Here is a 21,414-nt window from a genome sequence, read left to right on the forward strand (position 1 = left end):
AGAATTAGATCTTTTTGAAAAGAGTTGCGAGAAAAAGCGCGATGTTCTGGCACAAGGTTTGGCGATGTACACGTGCGCGGAAAACGCCAAAAATTCGGTTGAGTAGTCTCTGGTTTCGAGCGGACCTGAACTCCTGAAGCGTCGTTTTGTTTTCTGGTTTCAAACGGTGAATCATGATTTCAAGCGCTTGGATATTCTGTGAGTTCCACGTAATAAAACGCCCTTGGAAAACCATCTGCAATCGTTTGAGGCGGGCGGACCAGTCGATATTGCTGCCCACGACATTTCCATCGTGTTGGCGATATTGCACCCTCGGTTCGGGGTCGTAGTAGATCTCGCCGCCCGCTCCGGAAATCAGTTGGTAAGCCCACCAGTCGTGAGAGGGAACGTTTACCAGGCTGCCTGCTTCTTGCAGCAAAACGCGGGCAGCTTCGTTGAATACCATGGTGTTGCCGCCGCTGATACTTTGAACCAGGGCATTGCTGAATCGAGGTGGACGCCGGAACAATGGCGAATACCCGATAGTGGATCCCGTTGCACCTATAAGTTCGCACCGGGCACAGTAAAGTGCCGGGATATGTTCGGGAACTGTCTTCAGCCAGGTTATCGCTTTCGTAAGCTTGTCCGCATGCCAGATATCGTCCTGATCCGACCAGGCATGGAACTCGCTCTTTACTTCTGCTCTCGCTGTCAGGGATAGAAAGTTTGCCGCGAAACCTCGTCTGGGGCCCGAAACGATTTTCAGGCGACGAGAATTCCATCGCGCTCCGAATTGTTCCAGGATCTCAAGGGTTGCGTCTTCTGAACCGTCGTCCGATACGATGAGAGACCAGTTAGCATGCGTTTGCCGTTCAATTGACTCTAACTGCTCGGAGATGAAACGTTCGCCGTTATAGGAGCACATAAGAATCGAAACATGGGGCGTCTCACCTCGTTGTTCGGCGATCTTTGGCAAGGATGTGCAGGTTCCGGTGGAAAAATTAGCAATTGAGGTGGTCACAGAGATACTTCGCTGATTACTGTTAAATCGCCTTTGCTTTCCATTGCTATTGCAGGGCACATTTCACTTTGGCGCCGTAGTACGAATCCTTCACCGGCTAGACAAGTGGCACATCCTTTATATGGCCGGCTCTTGTGGGCAAAAAAAAGCCACGGCAAATTGCATCTACTACCGTGCACATATCCCATCTTTAGGATGGAGCTATCGCTATAGTTGAGGCTCTAAGTGTTATCTCTAATGCCACCGGTAGATCCCGGAGTTAATCAGGACTGCCCGGCAGGTTGAGGTGCGTAAAATCTGCGGCGATGGTAGCGATATTTGCGGGAGTAAAAAGTCGGACCGAGATGACAGGATTTGTAGGAATATTCCTGACTTTGCTGGTGCCGTTAAAGATGCTGAAGGCGGGATCCGGCAGGCGCGTGGCCTGCGCTGTACTTTGTGCATTCAGATAGGGGACTCTGAACTGAGTCCCGGGGAAGATTTCGGTCTATCGAGGTCTGCCTTTCGGCAGGCCTCTGTCAGCTTCGTCTGATGGTATTTCCGCGGTTAAAGTCTCTGACACTGCCTTCCGGATTTACTCAGGCGCGATATCCACGTCGAAATATTTGTCGGCAAGGCGTTGATAGGTTCCGTTCTGGCGAATCGTTTGCAGCGCCTTGTCGATGTCCTGTTTAAGCGCCGTGTCGTTCTTGCGCAGGCCTACGCCGGTGCCGGGACCGAACACTTCAACGGACTTCACCACGTCGCCGGCATACGCAAAGCCTTTGCCCATGGGTTTTTTCAGCATGCCTTCGGAAACCGCGATGGCGTCATCGAACACCGCGTCCAGGCGGCCATTGATCAAGTCCTGATACGCCAGGTCGCTGCTTTGATAAGGCACGACTTCGACGTTTTTCGAACCCCAGATTTTCCGCGCGTAAACTTCGAATACGCTGCCTTGCTGCACGCCGATACGTTTGCCCTTGAGGGTTTCGGCAGCGGGCGTCAACGAACTGCCTTGAGCGGCCACCAGGTGCGCCGGGGTGTCGTAAAGCGTGTCGGAAAATGCCACTTCTTTCTTGCGGTCTTCAGTGATGGAAAACGCCGAAAGAATGCCGTCGAACTTGCGGCCCTTCAGCGACGCAACCAGGCCGTCGAAACTGGTTTCGACCCAGACGCAGCGGCGCTTCAGTTCAGCGCAGATGCTTTCGCCCAGTTCAATATCGAAGCCGGTCAGCGAGCCGTCCGGGTTTTTCGACTCGAACGGCGGGTAAGTCGGATCGACGCCAAAGCGCAAGTCGGCGCTGGCTGCCCAGGTCACGAAGGGGAAGGCCAGCAGGGTCAGACCGATAAGGTATTTTTTCATCGACAGGTTTCCACGACAGGGTTGAAGGAACGGCCCGGGACGGATGCCCCAGGCACTCATCCGTTGTCAGCCTCGGGCTTTCAACGCTTGTTTCAATTGTTCACCGCGCACGGGGTTCAGTGTCTGGCCATGGCCGAAACCGCCTTCCCCCGCACAGACTTGCGCGGCGAAATCGCCGCCCAGCAGCAGGCAATCGGCCAGACGCCTGCCCGCCTGCCACGCCAGCAGGAAGGCTGCAATGAAACCGTCGCCCGCGCCCATGCTGTCGACCACTTCACAAGGCAGACTGGCTTGTTCACGAAAACCGTCGGCGTCCAGGGCCAATGCGCCATGGGCGCCGCGGGTGATCACCACCACCTTTGGTCCTAGCGCGAACATGTCGCTGGCCAGGTGACGCGCTGCTTGGGCATCAAGATCGGCGGCGGAAAAGAATGCGAGGTCGACGTGGGCGATCAACGCGCGCCAATCGTATTCATCCCAGTTGTCCGAAAAGTCGAAAGACAGCACGCCGCTCGCCTGGCGAATCTGCGCGAGGCTGTTTTGCAGTCCGCTGTACAGGCTGGTATGCGCCAGCGGGTATGCCGCAATACAGGCCAGGGCTTGTGAATCGATGTGCAGTTGATGACACACCCCAGCATCGCTGCCGAGAAAAATCCGTTCGCCGTCCACGCTGTCGACACATGCCCAGGCGCTGGCGCCCGGCAGAGTCTTGCAGCGGGATACATCCACCGACTCGGCCCTGAGAACTTCCAGCAACCAGCGTCCGTGGTCGTCGTCGCCGACGCAGCCCAGATAAGCGCTGCGCGCGCCGAGGCGGGCGGCGAACACTGCAACGTTCAACGCATTGCCGCCGGGGTATTCCTGCTGACGGTGGAGGTACACGTCAACCGTGTTGTCGCCGACCGCGATCAGTTGCGACATGTTCAATACTCCGTTTTCCACATGTAGCGGCGCGTGGTCAGGGGTTGTTGATGCCAGACCGCCAGATGCGCTGCGATACGTTCAGCGGCAATGCCGACGATATAGGGCGCAACCAGCGCGCGGATTTCCGGATCAATGCCGTGCATGGGGAAATCCTTGGCGTCGTAGACCATCACGCGTTCGGTGTAACGCTGGCAGAAACGCACCACACGTTCCATCTGTGCGCGGCTTGGGTCTTCGCCGACAAACAGGAGCAGCGGCGTCGAGGCGTCGATGGCCTCAAACGGGCCATGGAAAAACTCCGCCGCTTCAACCGGCAAGCAGTGCAACCACTGGCTTTCCATGACCACACAGACGCCGAATACATAAGCGGTGGTGAACATCGGGCCGGAGGCGAGGAAATACATGAGCCGGTCGTCTTTGTAGAGCCGGGCTTCCTCGGTGGCGCGTTGATCGTTGTTGATGGCGGCGTCGGCCAAGGCTGCGGGCAGGGCTTTCAGGGAGCGGGTGAGTTTGTCCAGCAGCGGCCAGTCTTCGCGCTCGGCGAGAATCCCGCCGATCAACGCTTGAAGAATCATGAAGCAGCCGAAGTACGCCTCGTCCGTGCGCCCCAGCAGGAAACAATGCTGCACGGCCTGGGCCAACGGCAACTCGGCAGTCTGGGTCACGCCGACGGTCATGCAGGGTTTGTCTTTGAGGAAGTGAGCGGCGGCTATGGTTTCCTGAGTCGTGCCGGATTTGGAAGCCAGGATCACCAGCGTTCGTTCATCCAGTCGAGGCGGATCAATGTCCATGAAATCGGCAGGAAAATAGCGGCGCACTTCCAGCGAATGGCTGAAGCGTTCGATCCAGTATTGCAGGCCGAGCATGATGCGATTGGGCGCGCCACAGCTGACGAAATAAATCCGATCAATCTTCGGTGCCAGCTCGCGACCATAGCGCTGGGCATCGTCAACGGTGTGGATGGACTGCGCGAGAGAAGCGACGAACGCTTCCCGGTTGAATTCGATCGCCATGCTGGCTCCTTGGGGTACTGGAGGAGAATCGAGGCTGTTCGTCGATCCTTTGTTAGACCAGAATCTATACCATGGAAAATACCATCTCAAGGGTTTATGCTCGTGGTCTAGTCACCGCGCGTATCCATTCGGCAGTCCTGTAAAGGCTGGTCAGTGCGGACAGGATTGCAAGCCCGCGAATTCGCTGGAGTTTCGCCGCTTTGAAATTATCGGCAAAATCCGCAAAAAATATTTTGGGATGTAGACCACCAAATGGCGTCTGAAAAAAACCTCGAAACGAGCTTTCCCATACCCCAGCGCAAGCAGGTGGCGTGGCAGGCTGTGCAAGTGCTGCTGGAAATGCTCGAACGTCCAGAATTCGGCCCCAATGAGCGCATCCCGGCGGAACGGGATCTGGCCGAACATCTGGGCATCAGTCGCATGACCCTGCGCAAGGCGATTCAGGTGCTTATCGAGCGCGGCATTCTGGAGCGGCGGGGCAATCGCGGAACCTTTGTCACGGCGCCGGGTGTCGAGCGGCCGATCAGTCTGTCGCGCAAGGGTATTACTCAAGTCGTCGAGCAGTCGGGCTCGCGGCCGGGGAGCAAACTGTTGTATTTCGAGCAGGCACAGGCCAGCAGCCGCGTTGCAAAACTGCTGGGCATCGACGAGGGCGAAGGGTTATTGACCATCCGGCGTCTGCGCACGGTTGATCAAAAGCCGTTTTGTATCGAAACCAGCTACATCCCGCTGGCACGCGCGCCGGATATGCTGGCGCAGGATCTTGCCGCAGGCGCTTCGCTGTATGCGCTGCTGCTGGAGCGTTACGGGATTGAGGTGGAAAGCGACGAGGGCACGTTAAGCATCGCCAACATGAACGATCAGGAGGCGCGCTTGCTGGAGGTCGCGGCCGGGACCGCAGCGCTGGTCTATCGCGGGGTGATTTTCGACAGCCAGGGTAAGCCGCTGGAATACCTGGTTTCGATCAACCATCCGCAGCGTGTGGTATTCAAGCTGGAAAACAGCCGGGTGGATGCGTTCAACTCGCATCGCTGAAATCGTCGGTGGATGACTGCCTGCCACCCATTGCGGGCGGCAGGCAGTTTTTTCAACCGATGATGTCGGCCGCTTGCAGCGTCTGCACGCCGGTCAGCTGGATGGCGAAGTCGGCCTCGTTATCGGCGTCGATGTTGCCGTACAGCACACCGTCAGCGAAGCGCAGTTCGCCGACGTTGTTGGCGCTGAATGCAGCGCTGCCGATGAACACGAACGCGTCGTTGGCGGCGGTTTGCGGGCGGGCATCGATGCCGGAGAAGTCCAGCTTGTCGCCTTCGGCGGACTTGAAGCCCTGGATGATGTCAGCCAGCAAGCCCGTGCCCATTTCCGACACGTCATTGAAGACATAGGTGTCAGCACCCGTGCCGCCGATCAGCGTATCGACGCCCGCGCCACCGATCAGCACGTCATTGCCGGAACCGCCCATCAAGGTGTCATTGCCGTCGCCGCCGGAGAGCCTGTTGTCGCCGGAACTGCCGGTCAGCGAATCGGCAAAACGGCTGCCGGTCAGGTTTTCGTTGCCCTTTAACGTGTCCAGACCCGAGCCGCCGGTGTCCTGTTGCGCGGTGGTGGACAACTTGACCGTCACGCCCGCTGTGGCGAACAGGTAGGACACGGTATCTACGCCCGCGCGGCCGTCGATCAGATTGTCGCCGGTGCTGGCATACAGCACGTTGTCCAGCGCGTTGCCGATCCCGTTGGCCGCACCTTCGCCAGTCAGCACGAGGTTTTCAACGTTGCCGCCCAGCGTATAAGTCGCCAGCGCGCTGAACACCGTATCGACGCCGCCGGTGACGCTGTCGGCATTGGTTTCGATCACGTTGTCATTGGTGTCATCGACGAAGTAGCTGTCCGAGCCATCGCCACCCTTGAGGGTGTCGGCGCCTGCCTGGCCATCCAGAATGTTGCCGGCGCTGTTGCCGATGATGATGTTTTTCAGTTCATTGCCGACGCCGTCGATGGCTGACATACCGTTCAGCGTCAGGTTTTCGGTATTGGCGCCCAGCGTCCAGCTGACCGAGGCCAGCACGGTGTCAATTTGCGTGGCCGAAGTGTTGGTTTCGGTAACGCTGTCGCCGGCGTTGTCGACCACATAAATATCGTTGCCATCGCCGCCGCTCATGTCATCGGCACCCAGATCGCCGTCCAGTGTGTCGTTGCCGGTGCTGCCGATTAATGTGTCGTCATCGGCAGTGCCGAAGATAGAGCCGCCTTCGTTCTGCGTGCCTTCGGTAATGTCGGCAGCGCTGTTGTTGTCGCTGCTGTCGGAGGTGTACCCCAGATCGGTGGCGATGTAGTCCGCCAGGCGCTGACCGACGATTTCCGCCGACTCTTCGTGCAAGTGCCAGACGTCGTCGGGATAGACCAGCGGGTCAACTTCATAGCGCAGCGGCAGGTCGGTGTAGTCCACGGCGAGTTTCACATCGCTGCGCTCGGCGGCCATGGCTTCCTGTGCGGCGCGCACGTAGCCGACGCCTTCGACGATGCCGGCGATTTTCTCGGCCGAGAACCCCCGGGCTGCGGCAGCGTCAGTTTGGTAGTGGCCGGTTTCCATCAGGTAAACGTTGAAATCGCCAATCTGCGCATGCAGGTAGTCGAACACTTTCAGCGTCGACGCTTTGTACAGATCCGCGGCGGCTTGCTTGTCGGTAGCGCGGGCGATTTCCTGGGCGGCTTCTTCGCCCTGGCCCCAGATGATGCCGGTGGTGACGTTGTCGATAGCGGTCAGCGTTGCCAGTTGAGTCTTGAGCAGTTCAACCGCGCGCAACAGCGCGGGGCCTGGTTGATCGGTGTCGGTCAGCCACCAGGACAAGCGTTGCTCTTCCGCCGTCGAGGTGGAATATCCGGCCACGGTGCTGCCGCCCACTGCCAGGTCAATGCCATTGCCGTCGGCATCAGTGAATTGGCTGCGCACGTCGTAATCGGTGTAGCGCGTCAAGTCGCCGACCAGCGTGGTCGTGCCCGACTGGTTGTCATCCTCGGTCATGCGCAGCAGGCGCGCATTGGACTGACCCAGCGTCGGCAGGTAGAGAATTTCCTGGGATTCACGTTCAGCGAAAACAAAATCCGCATCGCTGATCTTGTCGATCAAGTTGCCGCTCAATGCAATCTCAAAGCGATTGCCGTCGGCATCGGCGACGCTGGATTTGACGTAGGTTTTGTCGCCAGCGGCGTTGAGCGTCATGTACAGCGTATGGTTTTCGCCATCGCCCAAGCCCAGGAAACCGAGCGCCGATACGTCGATCTTGTCTTCGCCGGGGGTGAAGTCGTAGATCGTGTCGGTCGCCGTGAGGCCGCCGCTGTCGTAGTCGCGATAGCTGTCGCTGACTGCGCTGTAGACGAACGTGTCGTTGCCCGCGCCGCCATACAGCGCGTCGCGGCCTGCGCCGCCGTTGATCAGGTCGTTGCCCGCATCGCCGCGTATGGTGTCCGCGCCGCCGAGGCCTTGCATAACGTCATTGCCGGTGGTGCCGTAGAGCGATTCGCCTTTTTCGCTGCCGGTAATCACGCCGGGCGTGGGGTTGCCGACGGTGATGGCGAAGCTGTCGCTGACCGAAACCCCGGCCGCGTCGCTGGCAGTCAGCAGCACCGAATAAGTCCCGGAAGCAACGCTCGGTGTGCCACTGAAAGTCAGGGTCTTGCTGTCGAACTTCAACCAGTCGGGCAGGGCTGTGCTGTCAGCCAGCGTGGCGCTGTAAGTCAGCGTGTCCTTGTCCGGATCGGAAAAGCTGTTGGCCTGCACGGTGTAGGAAAACGCAGTTTGGGTATTGGTCGCCTGATCCAGCAGCGGCGTGTTCAGGACTGGCGCCTGATTGACGGTCGAGGCGCTGGAAAAGATGAAGTTGTCGGCGCTCAAGCTGCTCAGCAGGTTGCCTTGCAGAGCAATTTCGAAACGATTGCCGGTGTCGTCGATGGCGTTGGTCTTGACGTAGGTTTTGCTGCCGTCGGCGTTCAGGGACAGGTAAACAGTGCTGTTACTGCCATCGCCAAGGCCGCGCAAACCGAGGGCCGACAGATCGATCCGGTCTTCGCTGGTATTGAAGTCAGTGATCGTGTCGCTCTGCTTGCCGCCGCTGGTGTTGTAGTTGCGGTAGCTGTCCATCCGGCTGCTGTAGACGAATGTGTCGGCGCCCGCGCCACCGGTCAGCGTGTCGGCATCGGCCCCGCCGTTGATGCGGTCGACTCCGGCGCCGCCATCGATACGGTCGGCGCCCGCGTTGCCGTTCAGGGTGTCGTTGCCATCGGTGCCAGTCAGGGTGTCATTGGCGGCAGTGCCTTCGATGACGCGCTGGAAAATGAAATGGCTGGCGTCGAGCTTGTCCAGCAGGTTGCCGCTCAGGCCCAGTTCGAAGCGGTTGCCGTCGGCATCGGCGGTCAGGGACTTCACGTAAGTGCGGTCCTGTGATGCGTTGTAGCTGATATTCAGCGTGCCAGCATTGCCGCTGCCCAGACCGCTGAAGCCCAGATTCGCCAGATCAATCTTGTCCTGGCTGATATCAAAGTCGGTGATCAGGTCGGCGAAGCTGGCTGTGGCGGTGCGATAGCTGTCGGTCACGAGGTCGAAGCGGAACGTGTCGGCGCCGGCGCCGCCGGTCAGCTTGTCGGCACCGTTGCCGCCGACGAGGATGTCGTCGCCGGCATTGCCGTTCAGCGTGTCCTTGCCAGCCAGACCGAAAATCAGTTCGTTGGCGGCGCTGCCGCTGATCGTGTCGTTGCCCGCCGTACCTTGCACGGCCACCACCGGCAGCGCGTCGCCGACATAGCTGCCATCGCCATAAATCAGCACCAGGCCTTTGGAGGTATGGCTGATGGTATTGCCGACGATGCTGTTGCCATCGGTACCATTTTCATCGCGCTCGGCGACGCCGTAGGTCGACTTGTCGCTGCCGGTAATGGTGTTGCCGCGAATCAGGTTGTCGCTGCCGTTGAAGTACTTTCCGGAAACGCCCTGAGTGTCGTCGTAGGACTGAATGATGATTTCCGGCACCGGCGCGTTCAAGGAATTGTTGGTCAGCGTGTTGTCGACCACATCGACATTGGAGCTGCCGTAGATGCGAATCCCTGCGCTGCCGTTGTCGTGGATGTCCAGGCCGCTGACCGTGACGCCGCTGGACAGCTTGATCAGCACGCCTTCGGCGCCGTTGTCATAGACCGCGCCGCCGGTGATGGTGATGTTGGCTGGGGACGGAATGTTCTCGCTGCCGCGCTGGACCACGATGCCCGTGCTGCCGTTGCCGTAGGCGACGTTGTTGGCCAGGGTGAAGTCATTGGTGCTGGTTACCACGTTGAAGCCGTGACGGTCGTTGTTATAGGCGACGTTGTTTTCGAACACGCTGTCGCTGAGGAAGTCGGCGACGAAACCGTCCAGGCCGTTGCCATGGGAGACGCTGTTCTTGATCACCATGTTGACGGTTTGCTCGTGGGGATCGAAGCCGTAGCCCGAGCAATCGACGATCTCGACGCTGTCGAGGGTGACGTTGGAATCCTTGCCGTCGGAGCCTGGGATGTAACCGTTAAACCAGCCATCTACCTTGCCGGTAGTGGCGTCACGGTTGCCGTCCAGCGTCAGGTTGTTCATGCCGAAGTCGTGGGTTTCTTCGCCGTAGGCCGAGCGCACGATGCCCGTCACCTTGGTGTCCGAGCCGTCCTTGAGCTGGATGACGGTTTCACCCATGCCCGCGCCGCTCAGCGTGACATTGCTTTTGAGCATCAGGCAGCCATCGGAAGGCTCTTCGCCAGCGGAGACAATATAGGTTCCGGCTGACATTTCGACGGTTCCGCCACCTGCCGCCGCCGCAGCATCGATAGTTGCCTGAATCGCTGCTGTGTCATCGGTGATGCCATCGCCCAGCGCGCCGTAGTCTTTTACGTTAAAAATCATGGTGTTACTCCGGGCTGCGGGGTGTATGGGTGGGAAAGTCAAGATCACAGCGCCCGAACATATGACCGTGACATTTGAGAAAGTTGCGCGATAATCAGCTTAATTTCGGCAAATGTGCGGGCATCTGCGTCAATCTAATGACCGTCGTAATAGTGGCGGGGGTGTGGCGGGGTGACAGCCTGCTGACGTCAAAATCAGGCAGGCGTCAAAAACGGGTGGCAGGGCGTATTGCGCTTGAGTTTGCCGCCCTGATATTGCACCGCAAACCGAGCTGGGCTAATGTGCCGGGACGTAGAAACGAGACCTCCCCTGTGTTGATCGTCAGCAAACTCTTGATGCGCGTTATCAAGGCTCACGCCCGTTGGCGTTGGCGCGCCTGACTAATTCTTTTTCCGGCCCTGTCCGGACCTCTTCCTGATACGCCTTTATATCCTTGCCCTGCCGCTTCTTTGGGACAATCCCCGGCCGCTACACTAGCCGAGCGCACTCGGGCAACGAATTCGAAGGTTGAATACATAGTCAGTAAATCAATGGGTTGAAGCCAAAATGCTGCTGATGATAGATAACTACGACTCCTTTACTTATAACGTCGTGCAGTACCTCGGTGAGCTGGGTGCTGACGTTAAAGTGATCCGCAACGACGAATTGACCGTTGCCGAAATTGAAGCCCTGAACCCGGAACGCATCGTCGTTTCCCCCGGCCCGTGTACACCTAATGAAGCAGGCGTCTCGCTGGAAGTGATCAAACACTTCGCGGGCAAGCTACCGATTCTGGGTGTCTGCCTTGGCCATCAGTCGATTGGCCAGGCGTTCGGTGGCGACGTGGTGCGTGCCCGTCAGGTCATGCACGGCAAGACCAGCCCGGTGGTTCATGAAGATCAAGGCGTGTTCGAAGGCTTGAACCATCCGCTGACCGTTACCCGCTACCACTCGCTGGTGGTCAAGCTTGAAACCTTGCCCGACTGCCTGGAAGTCACCGCATGGACCGCGCTGGAAGACGGCTCGGTGGATGAAATCATGGGCTTGCGCCACAAGACGCTGAACATCGAGGGGATCCAGTTCCACCCCGAGTCGATTCTCACCGAGCAGGGCCACGAGCTGTTCGCCAATTTCCTCAAGCAAACCGGCGGCACTCGTCAGGGGTAAGGATTCTTTTATGGTTAAGCCAATGGATATCAAGACGGCCCTGGGCCGCGTGGTCAACCAGCTGGATTTGAGCACTGACGAAATGAGTGACGTCATGCGCCAGATCATGACCGGGCAATGCACCGAGGCGCAGATCGGCGCCTTCATGATGGGCATGCGCATGAAGAGCGAAAGCATCGACGAGATCGTCGGTGCCGTGACTGTCATGCGCGAGCTGGCCAGCAAGGTCGAGCTGAAAACCCTCGATGGCGTCGTCGACGTGGTCGGCACCGGTGGTGATGGCGCGAACATTTTCAACGTCTCCACCGCTTCGGCATTTGTGGTGGCGGCAGCCGGTTGCACCGTCGCCAAGCACGGCAACCGTGCCGTGTCGGGTAAAAGCGGCAGCGCCGATTTGCTGGAGGCGGCGGGGGTTTATCTGAACCTGACGCCCGTGCAGGTTGCCCGTTGCATCGACAGCGTTGGCATCGGCTTCATGTTCGCCCAGTCCCATCACGGCGCCATGAAGCATGCCGCCGGTCCGCGCCGCGATCTTGGCCTGCGCACCCTGTTCAATATGCTCGGCCCGCTTACGAATCCGGCTGGCGTCCGCCATCAGGTGGTCGGGGTGTTCAATCAGGCGTTGTGCCGTCCGTTGGCCGAAGTCTTGCTTCGTATGGGCAGCAAGCACGTTCTGGTGGTGCATTCTCAGGACGGCCTGGATGAGTTCAGTCTGGCCGCGCCGACGTTCGTGGCCGAGCTGAAGAACGGCGAAGTCACTGAATACTGGGTGCAACCCGAAGATCTGGGCATCAAGAGCCAGAGTCTTTTCGGCCTGGCGGTTGAAAGCCCGGCGGCTTCGCTGGAGCTGATTCGCGATGCCTTGGGGCGTCGCAAGACCGAAAACGGTCAGAAAGCTGCGGAAATGATTGTGCTCAATGCCGGCGCGGCGCTTTATGCTGCTGATCATGCCTATACGCTTAAAGATGGCGTGGCGCTGGCTCATGATGCATTGCACACCGGCCTGGCCCGGGAAAAACTGGATGAGTTGGGTGCCTTTACCGCGGTATTCAAGCAGGAGAATGAAGGATGAGCGTGCCAACCGTTCTGGAAAATATTCTCGCCCGCAAGGCCGAGGAAGTCGCTGAACGCCGCGCGCGTGTCAGTCTGGCTGACGTCGAGGCACTGGCCAAGGCCGCCGACCCGACTCGTGGATTCGCCAAGGCCTTGATCGCGCAGGCCAAGCGCAAGCAGCCAGCGGTGATTGCTGAAATCAAGAAGGCTTCGCCAAGCAAAGGCGTGATTCGCGCGAACTTCGTCCCGGCTGACATCGCCAAAAGCTACGAGAAGGGCGGGGCGACCTGTCTTTCAGTGCTGACCGATATCGACTACTTCCAGGGTGCCGATGCGTATCTGCAGCAGGCTCGTGCTGCCTGCAAGCTGCCGGTGATCCGCAAGGACTTCATGATCGATCCTTACCAGATCGTCGAAGCTCGTGCGCTGGGCGCCGATTGCATCCTGTTGATCGTGTCCGCGCTGGACGACGTGAAGATGGCCGAGCTGGCAGCGGTCGCCAAGAGCGTTGGTCTGGATGTTCTGGTGGAAGTGCATGATGGCGATGAGCTGGAACGTGCGCTGAAAACCCTCGACACCCCGCTGGTCGGCATCAATAACCGCAACCTGCACACCTTCGAGGTCAATCTCGAAACCACGCTGGACCTGCTGCCGCGCATTCCGCGAGATCGGTTGGTAGTCACCGAAAGCGGCATTTTCAATCGTGCAGATGTCGAGCTGATGGAAATCAGCGATGTGTATGCCTTCCTGGTCGGCGAAGCGTTCATGCGTGCCGAACAACCGGGCGCGGAATTGCAGCGGTTGTTCTTCCCGGAACGCGGCACCCTGATCAATGCCTCCACGGCTGACTGATCAGCGTCTGGCGGGACTTGCTTCGACAGTTGTTACAGAGGATCACCATGTCTGACCTGGTTATTGATATCTGCGTCGAAGCGGGCCTGCAGGCCGAGCAGGATTTGTTGGCCAAAGTGTGTGCAGGCGATGCCGATTACGGCCTGTTGCTGTGGCGCCCGCTGGATCGCGCATTGGTTATGCCACGCCGCATGAGTCGGCTGCCGGGATTCTCCGAAGCCAGCGAAACCCTGGCTGACAGCGGTTGGCCGATCCTGTTGCGCGAGAGCGGCGGCGAGCCAGTCCCGCAATCTTCAGCCTCGGTGAACATCGCCCTGGTGTATGCCCAGCCCGCCAGCGACCTTGACCGCGACCGCATCGAAATTGCCTACCGACGTTTGTGTCAGCCGATTCTCGATGTCTTGAGTGAATTGGGCGGGGCTGCGTCGCTGGGCGAGGTAGAAGGCGCGTTCTGCGACGGACGTTTCAACGTCAACCTCGACGGTCGCAAAATGGTCGGCACGGCCCAGCGTTGGCGGCAGAGCCAGGGCGGCACAAGGCCGGTGGTTCTCGCCCACGGCGCGTTGTTGGTGGATAACGAGCGCCAGGAAATGGCGGCGGCGGTCAATCGTTTCAATGAAATCTGCGAACTGGAACAGCGCGTTCGGGCCGACAGCCATATTGCGTTGCGTGAGGCGTTCCCAGTTGAGGGTGTGCTGGAGAAGCTGGCGCAGGCATACCAGGAAATTCTGGGCAAATTGCGATCCCTGTAGGAGCGAACCTGTGTGGGAGCGAGCTTGCTCGCGAAGCAGGCGCCTCGGTGAGCCAGACCCACCGCGTTATCGTTCTTCGCGGGCAAGCCTCGCTCAACCGGCCGCACACGCTCACCGCGTCCCGAACACCACCATGGTCTTGCCTTTGACGTGGACCAGTTTCTGTTCTTCCAGAGCCTTGAGCACTCGGCCGACCATTTCTCTTGAACAACCCACAATCCGCCCGATTTCCTGACGGGTGATCTTGATCTGCATGCCGTCGGGATGGGTCATGGCGTCGGGTTGCTTGCACAGGTCCAGCAATGTACCCGCTACGCGGCCAGTGACGTCGAGAAAGGCCAGATCGCCTACCTTGCGCGTGGTATTACGCAGGCGCTGCGCCATCTGACCGCCGATGGCGTACAGTATGTCCGGCTCTTGCTGCGTCAATTCGCGGAATTTGCTGTAGCTGATTTCAGCCACTTCGCACTCGGTCTTGGCACGAACCCAGGCGCTGCGCTCGGATTCCTGCCCCGCTGCTTCAAACAGCCCCAGTTCGCCAAAAAAGTCACCGGTATTGAGGTACGCGACGATCATCTCGCGCCCTTCGTCGTCTTCGATGACCACCGTCACCGATCCCTTGACGATGAAAAACAGCGACTGCGCAGGGTCGCCCGCACAAATGATGTTGGATTTTGCTGAACAGCGGCGACGCTGGGCGTGGGTGAGCAGCTTGTCCAGATTCTTGATTTTGGGCGTTAGCGTGTTAGCAACCATGCTTATATTCCGAAAAAGTACGTCGCCGTAGGGCATCTTTATCGTTATCGGCAGCAACTCTCATTTACCGTAACCCGGAGACCGAGAATCAGCGACTTTTAGGAAATTTCCTACTTTTTTATTTCGAAAAGGCATTTAGGCCTGCATCCAGCCATCGTCTGCCCCGTGCTAAGCTGGCGACCCTTTTTTAGCAGTGGAGTCCCGGCGATGAAGGCACGCATTCAATGGGCTGGTGAAGCCATGTTCCTCGGTGAATCCGGCAGCGGTCATGTGGTTGTCATGGATGGCCCGCCCGAAAGCGGCGGTCGCAATCTGGGTGTGCGGCCCATGGAAATGCTGCTGCTCGGCCTTGGTGGCTGCAGCAATTTCGATGTGGTCAGCATTCTCAAGAAGTCCCGCCAGCCGATCGAGAGCTGCGAAGCTTTCCTGGAAGCCGAGCGCGCCACTGAAGATCCCAAGGTTTTCACCAAGATCCATCTGCATTTCGTGGTCAAGGGTCGCGGCTTGAAAGAAGCCCAGGTCAAGCGTGCCATCGAGCTGTCAGCCGAGAAATATTGCTCGGCGTCGATCATGCTCGGCAACGCGGGCGTCGAGATTACCCACGATTACGAAATCATCGAATTGGGCTGAAGCCGGTAGTCGGCGCGACTGCGCCGAACGGCGGCAAGTCTTGTTCAGACATCCAATTATCATAAAAGCGGCGCACACTCTGGCAGACAGCTTCTGACGTCTGCATAATGCGCCACTTTTTCAGGGCGCAGGTCGCAGCGTTTTTTGCGATCGTGCCCGAACTGACAACCAAAATCGCCAACGCGAAGAGGTGTTAACCGTCCTACGCAGCTGAGCCAGGCTCATCTGACGGGCATGCTTGATCACGTGGCCTGGGCCGCACATATATAGAGAGTTTTTAACGGTGAAAAGCAAACTCAAGCTCCACGGGTTCAATAACCTGACAAAGACCTTGAGCTTCAACATCTATGACATCTGCTATGCGGAAACTCCGCAGGACCAGCAGGCTTACGTCGAGTACATCAATAGTGTGTACGACGCTGAACGCCTGACGCGGATTCTCACAGATGTTGTCGATATCATTGGCGCCAACATCCTGAACATTGCCCGTCAGGATTACGATCCGCAAGGCGCCAGCGTGACCATCCTCATCTCCGAGCAGCCGGTGACGCCTACCGAAAGCCAGATTGAAGAGTCGCCGGGCCCGCTGCCGGAAACCATTCTGGCGCACCTCGACAAGTCCCACATCACGGTCCACACCTATCCGGAGATTCATCCGGTGGATGGCATCGCGACGTTCCGCGTGGACATCGACGTTTCCACCTGTGGCGTTATTTCACCGCTCAAGGCGCTGAACTACCTGATCCACAAGTTCGAGTCGGACATCGTGACTGTTGATTATCGTGTGCGTGGCTTCACGCGTGACGTCGAGGGCAAGAAGCATTTCATCGATCACGAGATCAACTCCATTCAGAACTACCTCTCGGAAGACACGCGCAACGGTTACCAGATGACCGACGTGAACGTGTACCAGGAGAACCTGTTCCACACCAAGATGCTGCTGAAGAACTTCGAACTGGATAATTACCTGTTCGGCGATGCGACCAGCAATTTGTCGACTGAGCAACGCGAGCAAGTGACCTCCAGGGTCAAGCACGAAATGCTGGAAATCTTTTACGGACGCAACGTCGCCCTCTGAGTTTCAAGCAGCAAAAAAAGGCGCCTATTCAAGGCGCCTTTTTTATATGTGTAATGTTTGAAGACGGCAGATTACGGGGTTCTGGATTTGAGTTGCTGGACGTAGTGCTGAAGGCTGCCGGTGATGAACAGGCAATAGGCCAACAGTTCCAGTCCTTCTTCAGTGGTGGTTTTCGCCAGGCGCTGATAACCCTCTTGCAAGATGTGATGCCACAACGTGCCCATGCCGAAGATCCGTGAAAACACCAGGACTCCAAGGCCGGCGACGATCATGGTAAAGCTCGCCTGACGAGTAAAATGCGCCAGTGCCGAAAGAGTTCGCAGGCGGCTGTCGCGCTTGCCAACGGCTTTAAAGATGCAGACCACAGCAGTCGCCAGGGCGGGCCACAACCAGAAGCTGTGGCTGATGGGGTCGAACAAGCCGTCAAGTTCGCGGATCAACATGCAGCCGAAGAATCCCCCTGCGAGGGCATTCAGCCCTTTCTGCGCGTCAGTGCCACGGCTGAACCAGAACAATCCGGCACAGATCGCCAGCATCAGTTCCTGACCAATCTCGGTAAAAGAGACTTCGAGCATTTGCGTGTTGGCAATTGCAATGTCGAGATAGATCAAGCCGAAGCCAGCGCACACCAAGGCGATGAACAGGAGAAAGAAGATGCCGGTTTTCTTCAGTTGCTGCAGGTCGTTCTGCAGGGTCTGGTCCTGATGCCGTGCTTCGGAAGGCGATGTGGAGGCAGTTGAAGCGTTGCTATGCGGGCTGGACATTGCGGCCCTCCTGGAAAAAGTCCCGATAGGGTACGCAGTCCAGGCCGAGCTTGAAACCTAATGATAATAATAGTGATTATCGGAATTGGTAATAATTTGAAACAAATGGCGCCCGCGTAAGGGGCGCCCGTAGAAGCGCGTTATATACGGTAGGTACTTTTTGTCATCACTTTGGCCAAGACGCTCATGCCAAACTTGATCGGTGCGGGGAAACGAAACCCGCCGGCATCCAGAGCACTTTCGGCATGGCGCTCTTCATCGATACGCATCTGTTGCAGGATCGCGCGGGATTTTTCATCCACGGCGGGGATTTGCTCCAGATGTTCGTTGAGGTGTTTGCAGACCTGATCTTCAGTCGCCGCCACGAAACCGAGGCTGACCTTGTCGCTGATCAAGCCTGCCACCGCGCCGATTCCGAACGACATGCCGTAAAACAGCGGGTTCAGCACGCTAGTGTGGCTGCCCAACTGGTGAATGCGTTGTTCGCACCAGACCAGGTGATCGATTTCTTCTTCGGCCGCGTGTTCCATCGCTGCACGAACGCCGGGCAGCTTGGCGGTCAAGGCCTGGCCTTGATACAGCGCCTGCGCGCAGACTTCGCCGGTATGGTTGATGCGCATCAGCCCGGCGACGTGGCGGGTGTCGACTTCGCTCATCTGGGCTTCAGGTTGAACAATGGCGGGCGAGGGCCGATAGGAGTAGCCCTTGGATGGCAGCAAAGTGCGCATCGCGGCATCGGCCTGTAACAGAAGACGATCAATCGGGGAGTAGTGACGTTCGGTAGCCATGGGCACCTCCGGAAAAACCATGGCGGCCAGTCTACCGCAATCAGGCGTATGAGGTTTGAGCTGGATCAGCCCGCCGCATGGCAATCAAGGTCGGCGGCGGGCTGCAAGTGCTTGAGACTGTGGCAATCAGCCCGGCGGCCAATGCATCTGGCGCTGACCCAGAACATGCATGTGAATGTGATAAACGGTCTGCCCGCCCAATTCATTGCAGTTCATGACGACGCGAAAGCCATCATCACAGCCCAATTCCTTGGCGAGGCGTTGGGCGGTGAACAGGATGTGACCGGCCAGACCTTTATCCTCTTCGGTCAGGTCATTGAGGGTGCGGATCGCCTTTTTCGGGATGACCAGAAAATGCACCGGCGCCTGGGGCGCAATGTCGTGAAAGGCCAGCACTTGGTCATCTTCATAGATGATCTTGGCGGGTATTTCCCGGTTGATGATCTTGGTAAACAAAGTATCCACAGCCATTTGCTCCTTGTGGGTGGATGTTGAGTCGCTGATAGATCGACTGAGCGAGCGCATTCGAGTGTATCGACGCAGCCCTGGCGCGCCCAGCCGTTTGTCGATCAGCGCGGGCAGTAAGATTTATTGATCAGTCCGACGATGCTGCGGTTCAACCAGCGCGAACCGAAACGCGGGCAGAACGCCAACAGCTTGTTGCGCCAACCCGGAATAATCACGGCACGGTTTTTTGCCAGGGCGCGCACGGCATACAGCGCGACTTCCTCCGGGCTCATCATGCGTTTGCTGCGTTCAAGCTTTTCACTTTGCAGCTGGGCGGTGCGCATGAAAGACGTGCGAGTCGGGCCGGGGCAAAGCACTGAAACTTTTATCCCGGTCTTCTTCACTTCCTCGCGCAAGCCTTCGGAGAAATGCAGAACATAGGCCTTGCTGGCGTGATAAGCGCTCATCCACGGGCCAGGACTAAATGCCGCAATGGAAGAAACATTGAGGATCTGCCCGCCACCTTGCAGCGCCATCAGATTGCCGACGGTGTGACATAAACGGGTCAGGGCAAGAATGTTCAGGTCGATCAGGTCCTGCTCAAGCCCCCAATCCTGCGCCAGAAACGGGCCACTGGTGCCGATGCCGGCACAATTGACCAGCAGGTCGATCTGATGTGCGCCTTCCTCTTCCAGTTCCAGAAGGAATCCGGACAACCGCAATGGTTCGCCCAGATCGCAGGCGCGAAACAGCACCTCGACGCCAAATCGCTGAGTCAGCTCGATGGCAACGGTTTCCAGCAAGTCACGCTGGCGTGCGACCAGAATCAGACTGCGCCCCCGGCGCGCCAGCGCTTCAGCCATCGCCAGGCCGATGCCGCTGGAAGCGCCAGTAATCAAGGCGTAACGGGTCATGCATTTCTCCATTCAACGTGCAGCCAACCACGATTCATCACGAAACATGAAAATTGGACTATTTACTCACTTCGCTTTCTATGACGGTGTCGGAGTCTTCATCGCTCGACGTCGCCGCGTCATCGTCATACGGCAGCGATTGCTCGTACTCGACGGTTGAGTTTTCCAGCTCGGCCTGGATAGCGCTGAAGCCACCGACGATACCGGCGGTAATGATCAGGGCGAGGAAGGCGACCCACAGCCATGCCAATACTTTTACAGCCTGGCTATTGGGCGGCGCAGGCGGCCCATATTGATTCGCGCCCTGGTTACCCGGCATTACGACGATCAGGATCGGGAAGATGCTGTTGACGAAAGGAATCAGGTTCAACAGCAACAGCCATCCCGACCAGCCGACATCGTGCAGGCGTTGCACGCCGATCTGGACGCTGATGACCAGGAAGGCAACAAAGGCCACCGTAGCAAGCAGTCCGCCGCCAATCAGTGAAACACTCATGACGCCGGCGCAAAGTGCCGCGACCAGTAATGCCGCAACCATCAGCACCAGGCTCCAGGCCAGATAACGCACCCGGCCGATGCGGCCTTGCACGCTGAACACCTTGAGTGTCGAATATTGCAGCGGGGTCGCGCCAACCGGCGCGCGCGGCGGAGCATAGGGCGACGCCGCATACGCGCCGACAGGTTCTGCATAGGCGCGAGGTTCTTCGATTTCTTCCAGGCTGAGGCTGATCGCCGGGTCCGCCTCAATGCGGGCATCGACGCCAGCGTTTGTCAACGCGCTGATATAGCTCAGGGCATCGGAATGAGTAAGGCCGCGCTTGAGCGCAATCGGCTTGCCGCTGAACAGCTTTTCCACCGCCGAGGTTTCACTCTTGAACAGCTGCGCAAGGTTCAGCTTGGCAGTTTGCAGGTCCACGCCGGTGCGCAACTGCCCGTCGAACACAATCTTGTAGAGGGTATCGGCCATGGTTGGCTTCCTTGTCTTGAAATAAATGCGACGCAGGCGATCACGCTTCCGAGAGCGCGGGGCGCCATGTCATAAATCAGCGGGGCCAGAGGCCAGCCAGTCGAGCGCTTGCAAGTTGTGCATTTCGGTATTCCGCGTCCAGACGCTGGATCAACTCCTCGACACTCGGAAGATCCGCGATCCCGCCCACGCCCTGGCCCGCCGACCAGACGGTTTTCCATGCCTTGGCCTCATCACTGATGGGCTTGAGCTTGGAACCTGAATCCACATCTCCTTTACCTTGCAGCGCTGCCAGGTCGAACCCGGCATTTTCCAGGCTTTGACGCATGAAGCTGGCAGGCACCCCCGAAACGGCGGCGGTGTGCACGATATCGACGGCTTTGGATGACAGCAACATGTCTTTATAGGCCTGCGGCGCCTGGCTCTCGCGGGTGGCAATGAATCGCGTGCCGAGATAGGCCAGGTCCGCCCCCAGCAATTGCGCTGCGAGGATTTCGTGACCATGGTTCAGACAACCGGCGAGGAGCAGGGTTTTGTCGAAGAACTGGCGAATTTCCGCAATCAGCGAAAAAGGGCTCCACGTTCCGGCGTGCCCGCCAGCTCCGGCCGCCACCGCAATCAAACCGTCGACGCCCGCTTCGGCCGCTTTTTCGGCATGCCGCCGCGTGGTGACGTCATGGAAAACCAGCCCGCCATAGCTGTGTACAGCGTCCACCAGTTCCTTTACCGCGCCCAGGCTGGTAATCACGATGGGTACTTTGTGCTCGATACAAATCGCCAGATCCGCCTGTAGGCGGGGATTGCTGTTGTGGACAATCAGGTTTACCGCGTACGGCGCGGGCTTTTCCAGCTGCGCCAGACCGGCTTCGATTTCTTCCAGCCAGCTTTTAAAACCGCTGCTTTCCCGCTGATTGAGGGCCGGAAAACTGCCGACGATCCCGTTGCGGCAACAGGCCAGAACGAGATCGGGATTGGAAATCAGAAACATCGGGGCAGCCACCAGCGGCAGACGCAAGCGTTGTTCAAGCAGAACTGGCAGTGACATGAACGGTTCCCCGGTGCTGTAAG

The 21,414-nt window shown here is 58.3% G+C and carries 19 protein-coding genes; 7 read left to right on the forward strand and 12 right to left on the reverse strand.

Going from position 1 to position 21,414, the window contains the following annotated elements:
- Nucleotides 1-4: 4 nt before the first annotated feature.
- The 4 genes from ACP7E4_RS25175 to ACP7E4_RS25190 form a co-directional block, all read right to left on the reverse strand.
- Nucleotides 5-1,000: a glycosyltransferase family 2 protein gene (locus ACP7E4_RS25175; protein WP_426118427.1), complete on the reverse strand. Its 996-nt coding sequence runs from the start codon at nucleotides 998-1,000 to the stop codon at nucleotides 5-7.
- 574 nt (nucleotides 1,001-1,574) lie between these two features.
- Complete coding sequence (locus ACP7E4_RS25180) at nucleotides 1,575-2,345, reverse strand: ABC transporter substrate-binding protein (RefSeq protein WP_426118429.1); 771 nt, start codon at nucleotides 2,343-2,345, stop codon at nucleotides 1,575-1,577.
- A gap of 66 nt (nucleotides 2,346-2,411) precedes the next feature.
- Nucleotides 2,412-3,266: a PfkB family carbohydrate kinase gene (locus ACP7E4_RS25185; RefSeq protein WP_426118431.1), complete on the reverse strand. Its 855-nt coding sequence runs from the start codon at nucleotides 3,264-3,266 to the stop codon at nucleotides 2,412-2,414.
- A 2-nt stretch (nucleotides 3,267-3,268) separates the two neighbouring features.
- A complete protein-coding gene (locus ACP7E4_RS25190) occupies nucleotides 3,269-4,282 on the reverse strand; it encodes an SIS domain-containing protein (protein ID WP_426118433.1) in 1,014 nt (337 codons plus the stop codon).
- Nucleotides 4,283-4,534: 252 nt separating this feature from the next.
- On the opposite strand from ACP7E4_RS25190, the gene ACP7E4_RS25195 reads away from it, so the two are divergent.
- The gene (locus tag ACP7E4_RS25195) at nucleotides 4,535-5,317 is read left to right on the forward strand and encodes a GntR family transcriptional regulator (protein ID WP_426118435.1); all 783 of its coding nucleotides are present in this window, start codon (nucleotides 4,535-4,537) and stop codon (nucleotides 5,315-5,317) included.
- Between the two features lie 52 nt (nucleotides 5,318-5,369).
- On the opposite strand, the gene ACP7E4_RS25200 is transcribed toward ACP7E4_RS25195, so the two are convergent.
- Nucleotides 5,370-10,199, reverse strand: a complete 4,830-nt coding sequence (locus ACP7E4_RS25200) for a M10 family metallopeptidase C-terminal domain-containing protein (protein WP_426118437.1) — start codon at nucleotides 10,197-10,199, stop codon at nucleotides 5,370-5,372.
- A gap of 546 nt (nucleotides 10,200-10,745) precedes the next feature.
- Between ACP7E4_RS25200 and ACP7E4_RS25205 the strand changes: the two genes are divergently transcribed.
- Genes ACP7E4_RS25205 through ACP7E4_RS25220 form a run of 4 tightly spaced genes read left to right on the forward strand, consistent with a single transcriptional unit; the run spans nucleotide 10,746 to nucleotide 14,002 of the window.
- Nucleotides 10,746-11,345: an aminodeoxychorismate/anthranilate synthase component II gene (locus tag ACP7E4_RS25205; protein ID WP_426118439.1), complete on the forward strand. Its 600-nt coding sequence runs from the start codon at nucleotides 10,746-10,748 to the stop codon at nucleotides 11,343-11,345.
- A gap of 22 nt (nucleotides 11,346-11,367) precedes the next feature.
- On the forward strand, nucleotides 11,368-12,417 hold the full coding sequence (trpD, locus tag ACP7E4_RS25210; protein WP_020292752.1) for an anthranilate phosphoribosyltransferase: 1,050 nt from the start codon (nucleotides 11,368-11,370) through the stop codon (nucleotides 12,415-12,417).
- Nucleotides 12,414-13,250, forward strand: coding sequence for an indole-3-glycerol phosphate synthase TrpC (trpC, locus tag ACP7E4_RS25215; protein ID WP_426118441.1), 837 nt, complete (start codon nucleotides 12,414-12,416; stop codon nucleotides 13,248-13,250). Before trpD ends, trpC begins: the two co-directional genes overlap by 4 nt.
- A 47-nt stretch (nucleotides 13,251-13,297) precedes the next feature.
- Nucleotides 13,298-14,002, forward strand: coding sequence for a lipoate--protein ligase family protein (locus ACP7E4_RS25220; protein ID WP_426118442.1), 705 nt, complete (start codon nucleotides 13,298-13,300; stop codon nucleotides 14,000-14,002).
- A 111-nt stretch (nucleotides 14,003-14,113) separates the two neighbouring features.
- Here ACP7E4_RS25220 and crp read toward each other — a convergent pair whose 3' ends face one another.
- Nucleotides 14,114-14,758 carry a cAMP-activated global transcriptional regulator CRP gene (crp, locus tag ACP7E4_RS25225; RefSeq protein ID WP_426118443.1) on the reverse strand — a complete coding sequence of 215 codons (645 nt, stop codon included), beginning with the start codon at nucleotides 14,756-14,758 and terminating at the stop codon, nucleotides 14,114-14,116.
- 207 nt (nucleotides 14,759-14,965) lie between these two features.
- On the opposite strand from crp, the gene ACP7E4_RS25230 reads away from it, so the two are divergent.
- On the forward strand, nucleotides 14,966-15,388 hold the full coding sequence (locus ACP7E4_RS25230) for an OsmC family protein (protein WP_426118444.1): 423 nt from the start codon (nucleotides 14,966-14,968) through the stop codon (nucleotides 15,386-15,388).
- Nucleotides 15,389-15,671: 283 nt separating this feature from the next.
- Nucleotides 15,672-16,466, forward strand: a complete 795-nt coding sequence (gene speD / locus ACP7E4_RS25235) for an adenosylmethionine decarboxylase (RefSeq protein WP_331150498.1) — start codon at nucleotides 15,672-15,674, stop codon at nucleotides 16,464-16,466.
- A 71-nt stretch (nucleotides 16,467-16,537) separates the two neighbouring features.
- Here speD and ACP7E4_RS25240 read toward each other — a convergent pair whose 3' ends face one another.
- The 6 genes from ACP7E4_RS25240 to ACP7E4_RS25265 form a co-directional block, all read right to left on the reverse strand.
- Nucleotides 16,538-17,230 carry a hypothetical protein gene (locus tag ACP7E4_RS25240; protein ID WP_426118445.1) on the reverse strand — a complete coding sequence of 231 codons (693 nt, stop codon included), beginning with the start codon at nucleotides 17,228-17,230 and terminating at the stop codon, nucleotides 16,538-16,540.
- A gap of 140 nt (nucleotides 17,231-17,370) precedes the next feature.
- The gene (gene coq7, locus ACP7E4_RS25245; protein ID WP_426118446.1) at nucleotides 17,371-18,018 is read right to left on the reverse strand and encodes a 2-polyprenyl-3-methyl-6-methoxy-1,4-benzoquinone monooxygenase; all 648 of its coding nucleotides are present in this window, start codon (nucleotides 18,016-18,018) and stop codon (nucleotides 17,371-17,373) included.
- A gap of 126 nt (nucleotides 18,019-18,144) precedes the next feature.
- Entirely contained in the window at nucleotides 18,145-18,483 is a 339-nt protein-coding gene (locus ACP7E4_RS25250) for a histidine triad nucleotide-binding protein (RefSeq protein WP_426118448.1), read from the reverse strand.
- A 104-nt stretch (nucleotides 18,484-18,587) separates the two neighbouring features.
- A complete protein-coding gene (locus ACP7E4_RS25255; protein ID WP_331150501.1) occupies nucleotides 18,588-19,379 on the reverse strand; it encodes an SDR family oxidoreductase in 792 nt (263 codons plus the stop codon).
- Between the two features lie 58 nt (nucleotides 19,380-19,437).
- A complete protein-coding gene (locus tag ACP7E4_RS25260; RefSeq protein ID WP_426118450.1) occupies nucleotides 19,438-20,346 on the reverse strand; it encodes a DUF805 domain-containing protein in 909 nt (302 codons plus the stop codon).
- 76 nt (nucleotides 20,347-20,422) lie between these two features.
- On the reverse strand, nucleotides 20,423-21,391 hold the full coding sequence (locus ACP7E4_RS25265) for an NAD(P)H-dependent flavin oxidoreductase (RefSeq protein ID WP_426118452.1): 969 nt from the start codon (nucleotides 21,389-21,391) through the stop codon (nucleotides 20,423-20,425).
- Nucleotides 21,392-21,414 lie beyond the last annotated feature (23 nt).

This window comes from Pseudomonas sp. DSP3-2-3 (assembly GCF_049898225.1).
Classification (GTDB): Bacteria; Pseudomonadota; Gammaproteobacteria; order Pseudomonadales; family Pseudomonadaceae; genus Aquipseudomonas.

Coding starts and splice junctions, on each gene's coding strand:
- ACP7E4_RS25260 (WP_426118450.1), bottom strand. CDS start 20,346: ATGGCCGATACCCTCTACAAGATTGTGTTCGACGGGCAGTTGCGCACC.
- ACP7E4_RS25180 (WP_426118429.1), bottom strand. CDS start 2,345: ATGAAAAAATACCTTATCGGTCTGACCCTGCTGGCCTTCCCCTTCGTG.
- ACP7E4_RS25190 (WP_426118433.1), bottom strand. CDS start 4,282: ATGGCGATCGAATTCAACCGGGAAGCGTTCGTCGCTTCTCTCGCGCAG.
- ACP7E4_RS25200 (WP_426118437.1), bottom strand. CDS start 10,199: ATGATTTTTAACGTAAAAGACTACGGCGCGCTGGGCGATGGCATCACC.
- ACP7E4_RS25230 (WP_426118444.1), top strand. CDS start 14,966: ATGAAGGCACGCATTCAATGGGCTGGTGAAGCCATGTTCCTCGGTGAA.
- ACP7E4_RS25265 (WP_426118452.1), bottom strand. CDS start 21,391: ATGTCACTGCCAGTTCTGCTTGAACAACGCTTGCGTCTGCCGCTGGTG.
- coq7 (WP_426118446.1), bottom strand. CDS start 18,018: ATGGCTACCGAACGTCACTACTCCCCGATTGATCGTCTTCTGTTACAG.
- ACP7E4_RS25255 (WP_331150501.1), bottom strand. CDS start 19,379: ATGACCCGTTACGCCTTGATTACTGGCGCTTCCAGCGGCATCGGCCTG.
- ACP7E4_RS25185 (WP_426118431.1), bottom strand. CDS start 3,266: ATGTCGCAACTGATCGCGGTCGGCGACAACACGGTTGACGTGTACCTC.
- ACP7E4_RS25205 (WP_426118439.1), top strand. CDS start 10,746: ATGCTGCTGATGATAGATAACTACGACTCCTTTACTTATAACGTCGTG.
- trpC (WP_426118441.1), top strand. CDS start 12,414: ATGAGCGTGCCAACCGTTCTGGAAAATATTCTCGCCCGCAAGGCCGAG.
- crp (WP_426118443.1), bottom strand. CDS start 14,758: ATGGTTGCTAACACGCTAACGCCCAAAATCAAGAATCTGGACAAGCTG.
- trpD (WP_020292752.1), top strand. CDS start 11,368: ATGGATATCAAGACGGCCCTGGGCCGCGTGGTCAACCAGCTGGATTTG.
- ACP7E4_RS25195 (WP_426118435.1), top strand. CDS start 4,535: ATGGCGTCTGAAAAAAACCTCGAAACGAGCTTTCCCATACCCCAGCGC.
- ACP7E4_RS25220 (WP_426118442.1), top strand. CDS start 13,298: ATGTCTGACCTGGTTATTGATATCTGCGTCGAAGCGGGCCTGCAGGCC.
- ACP7E4_RS25240 (WP_426118445.1), bottom strand. CDS start 17,230: ATGTCCAGCCCGCATAGCAACGCTTCAACTGCCTCCACATCGCCTTCC.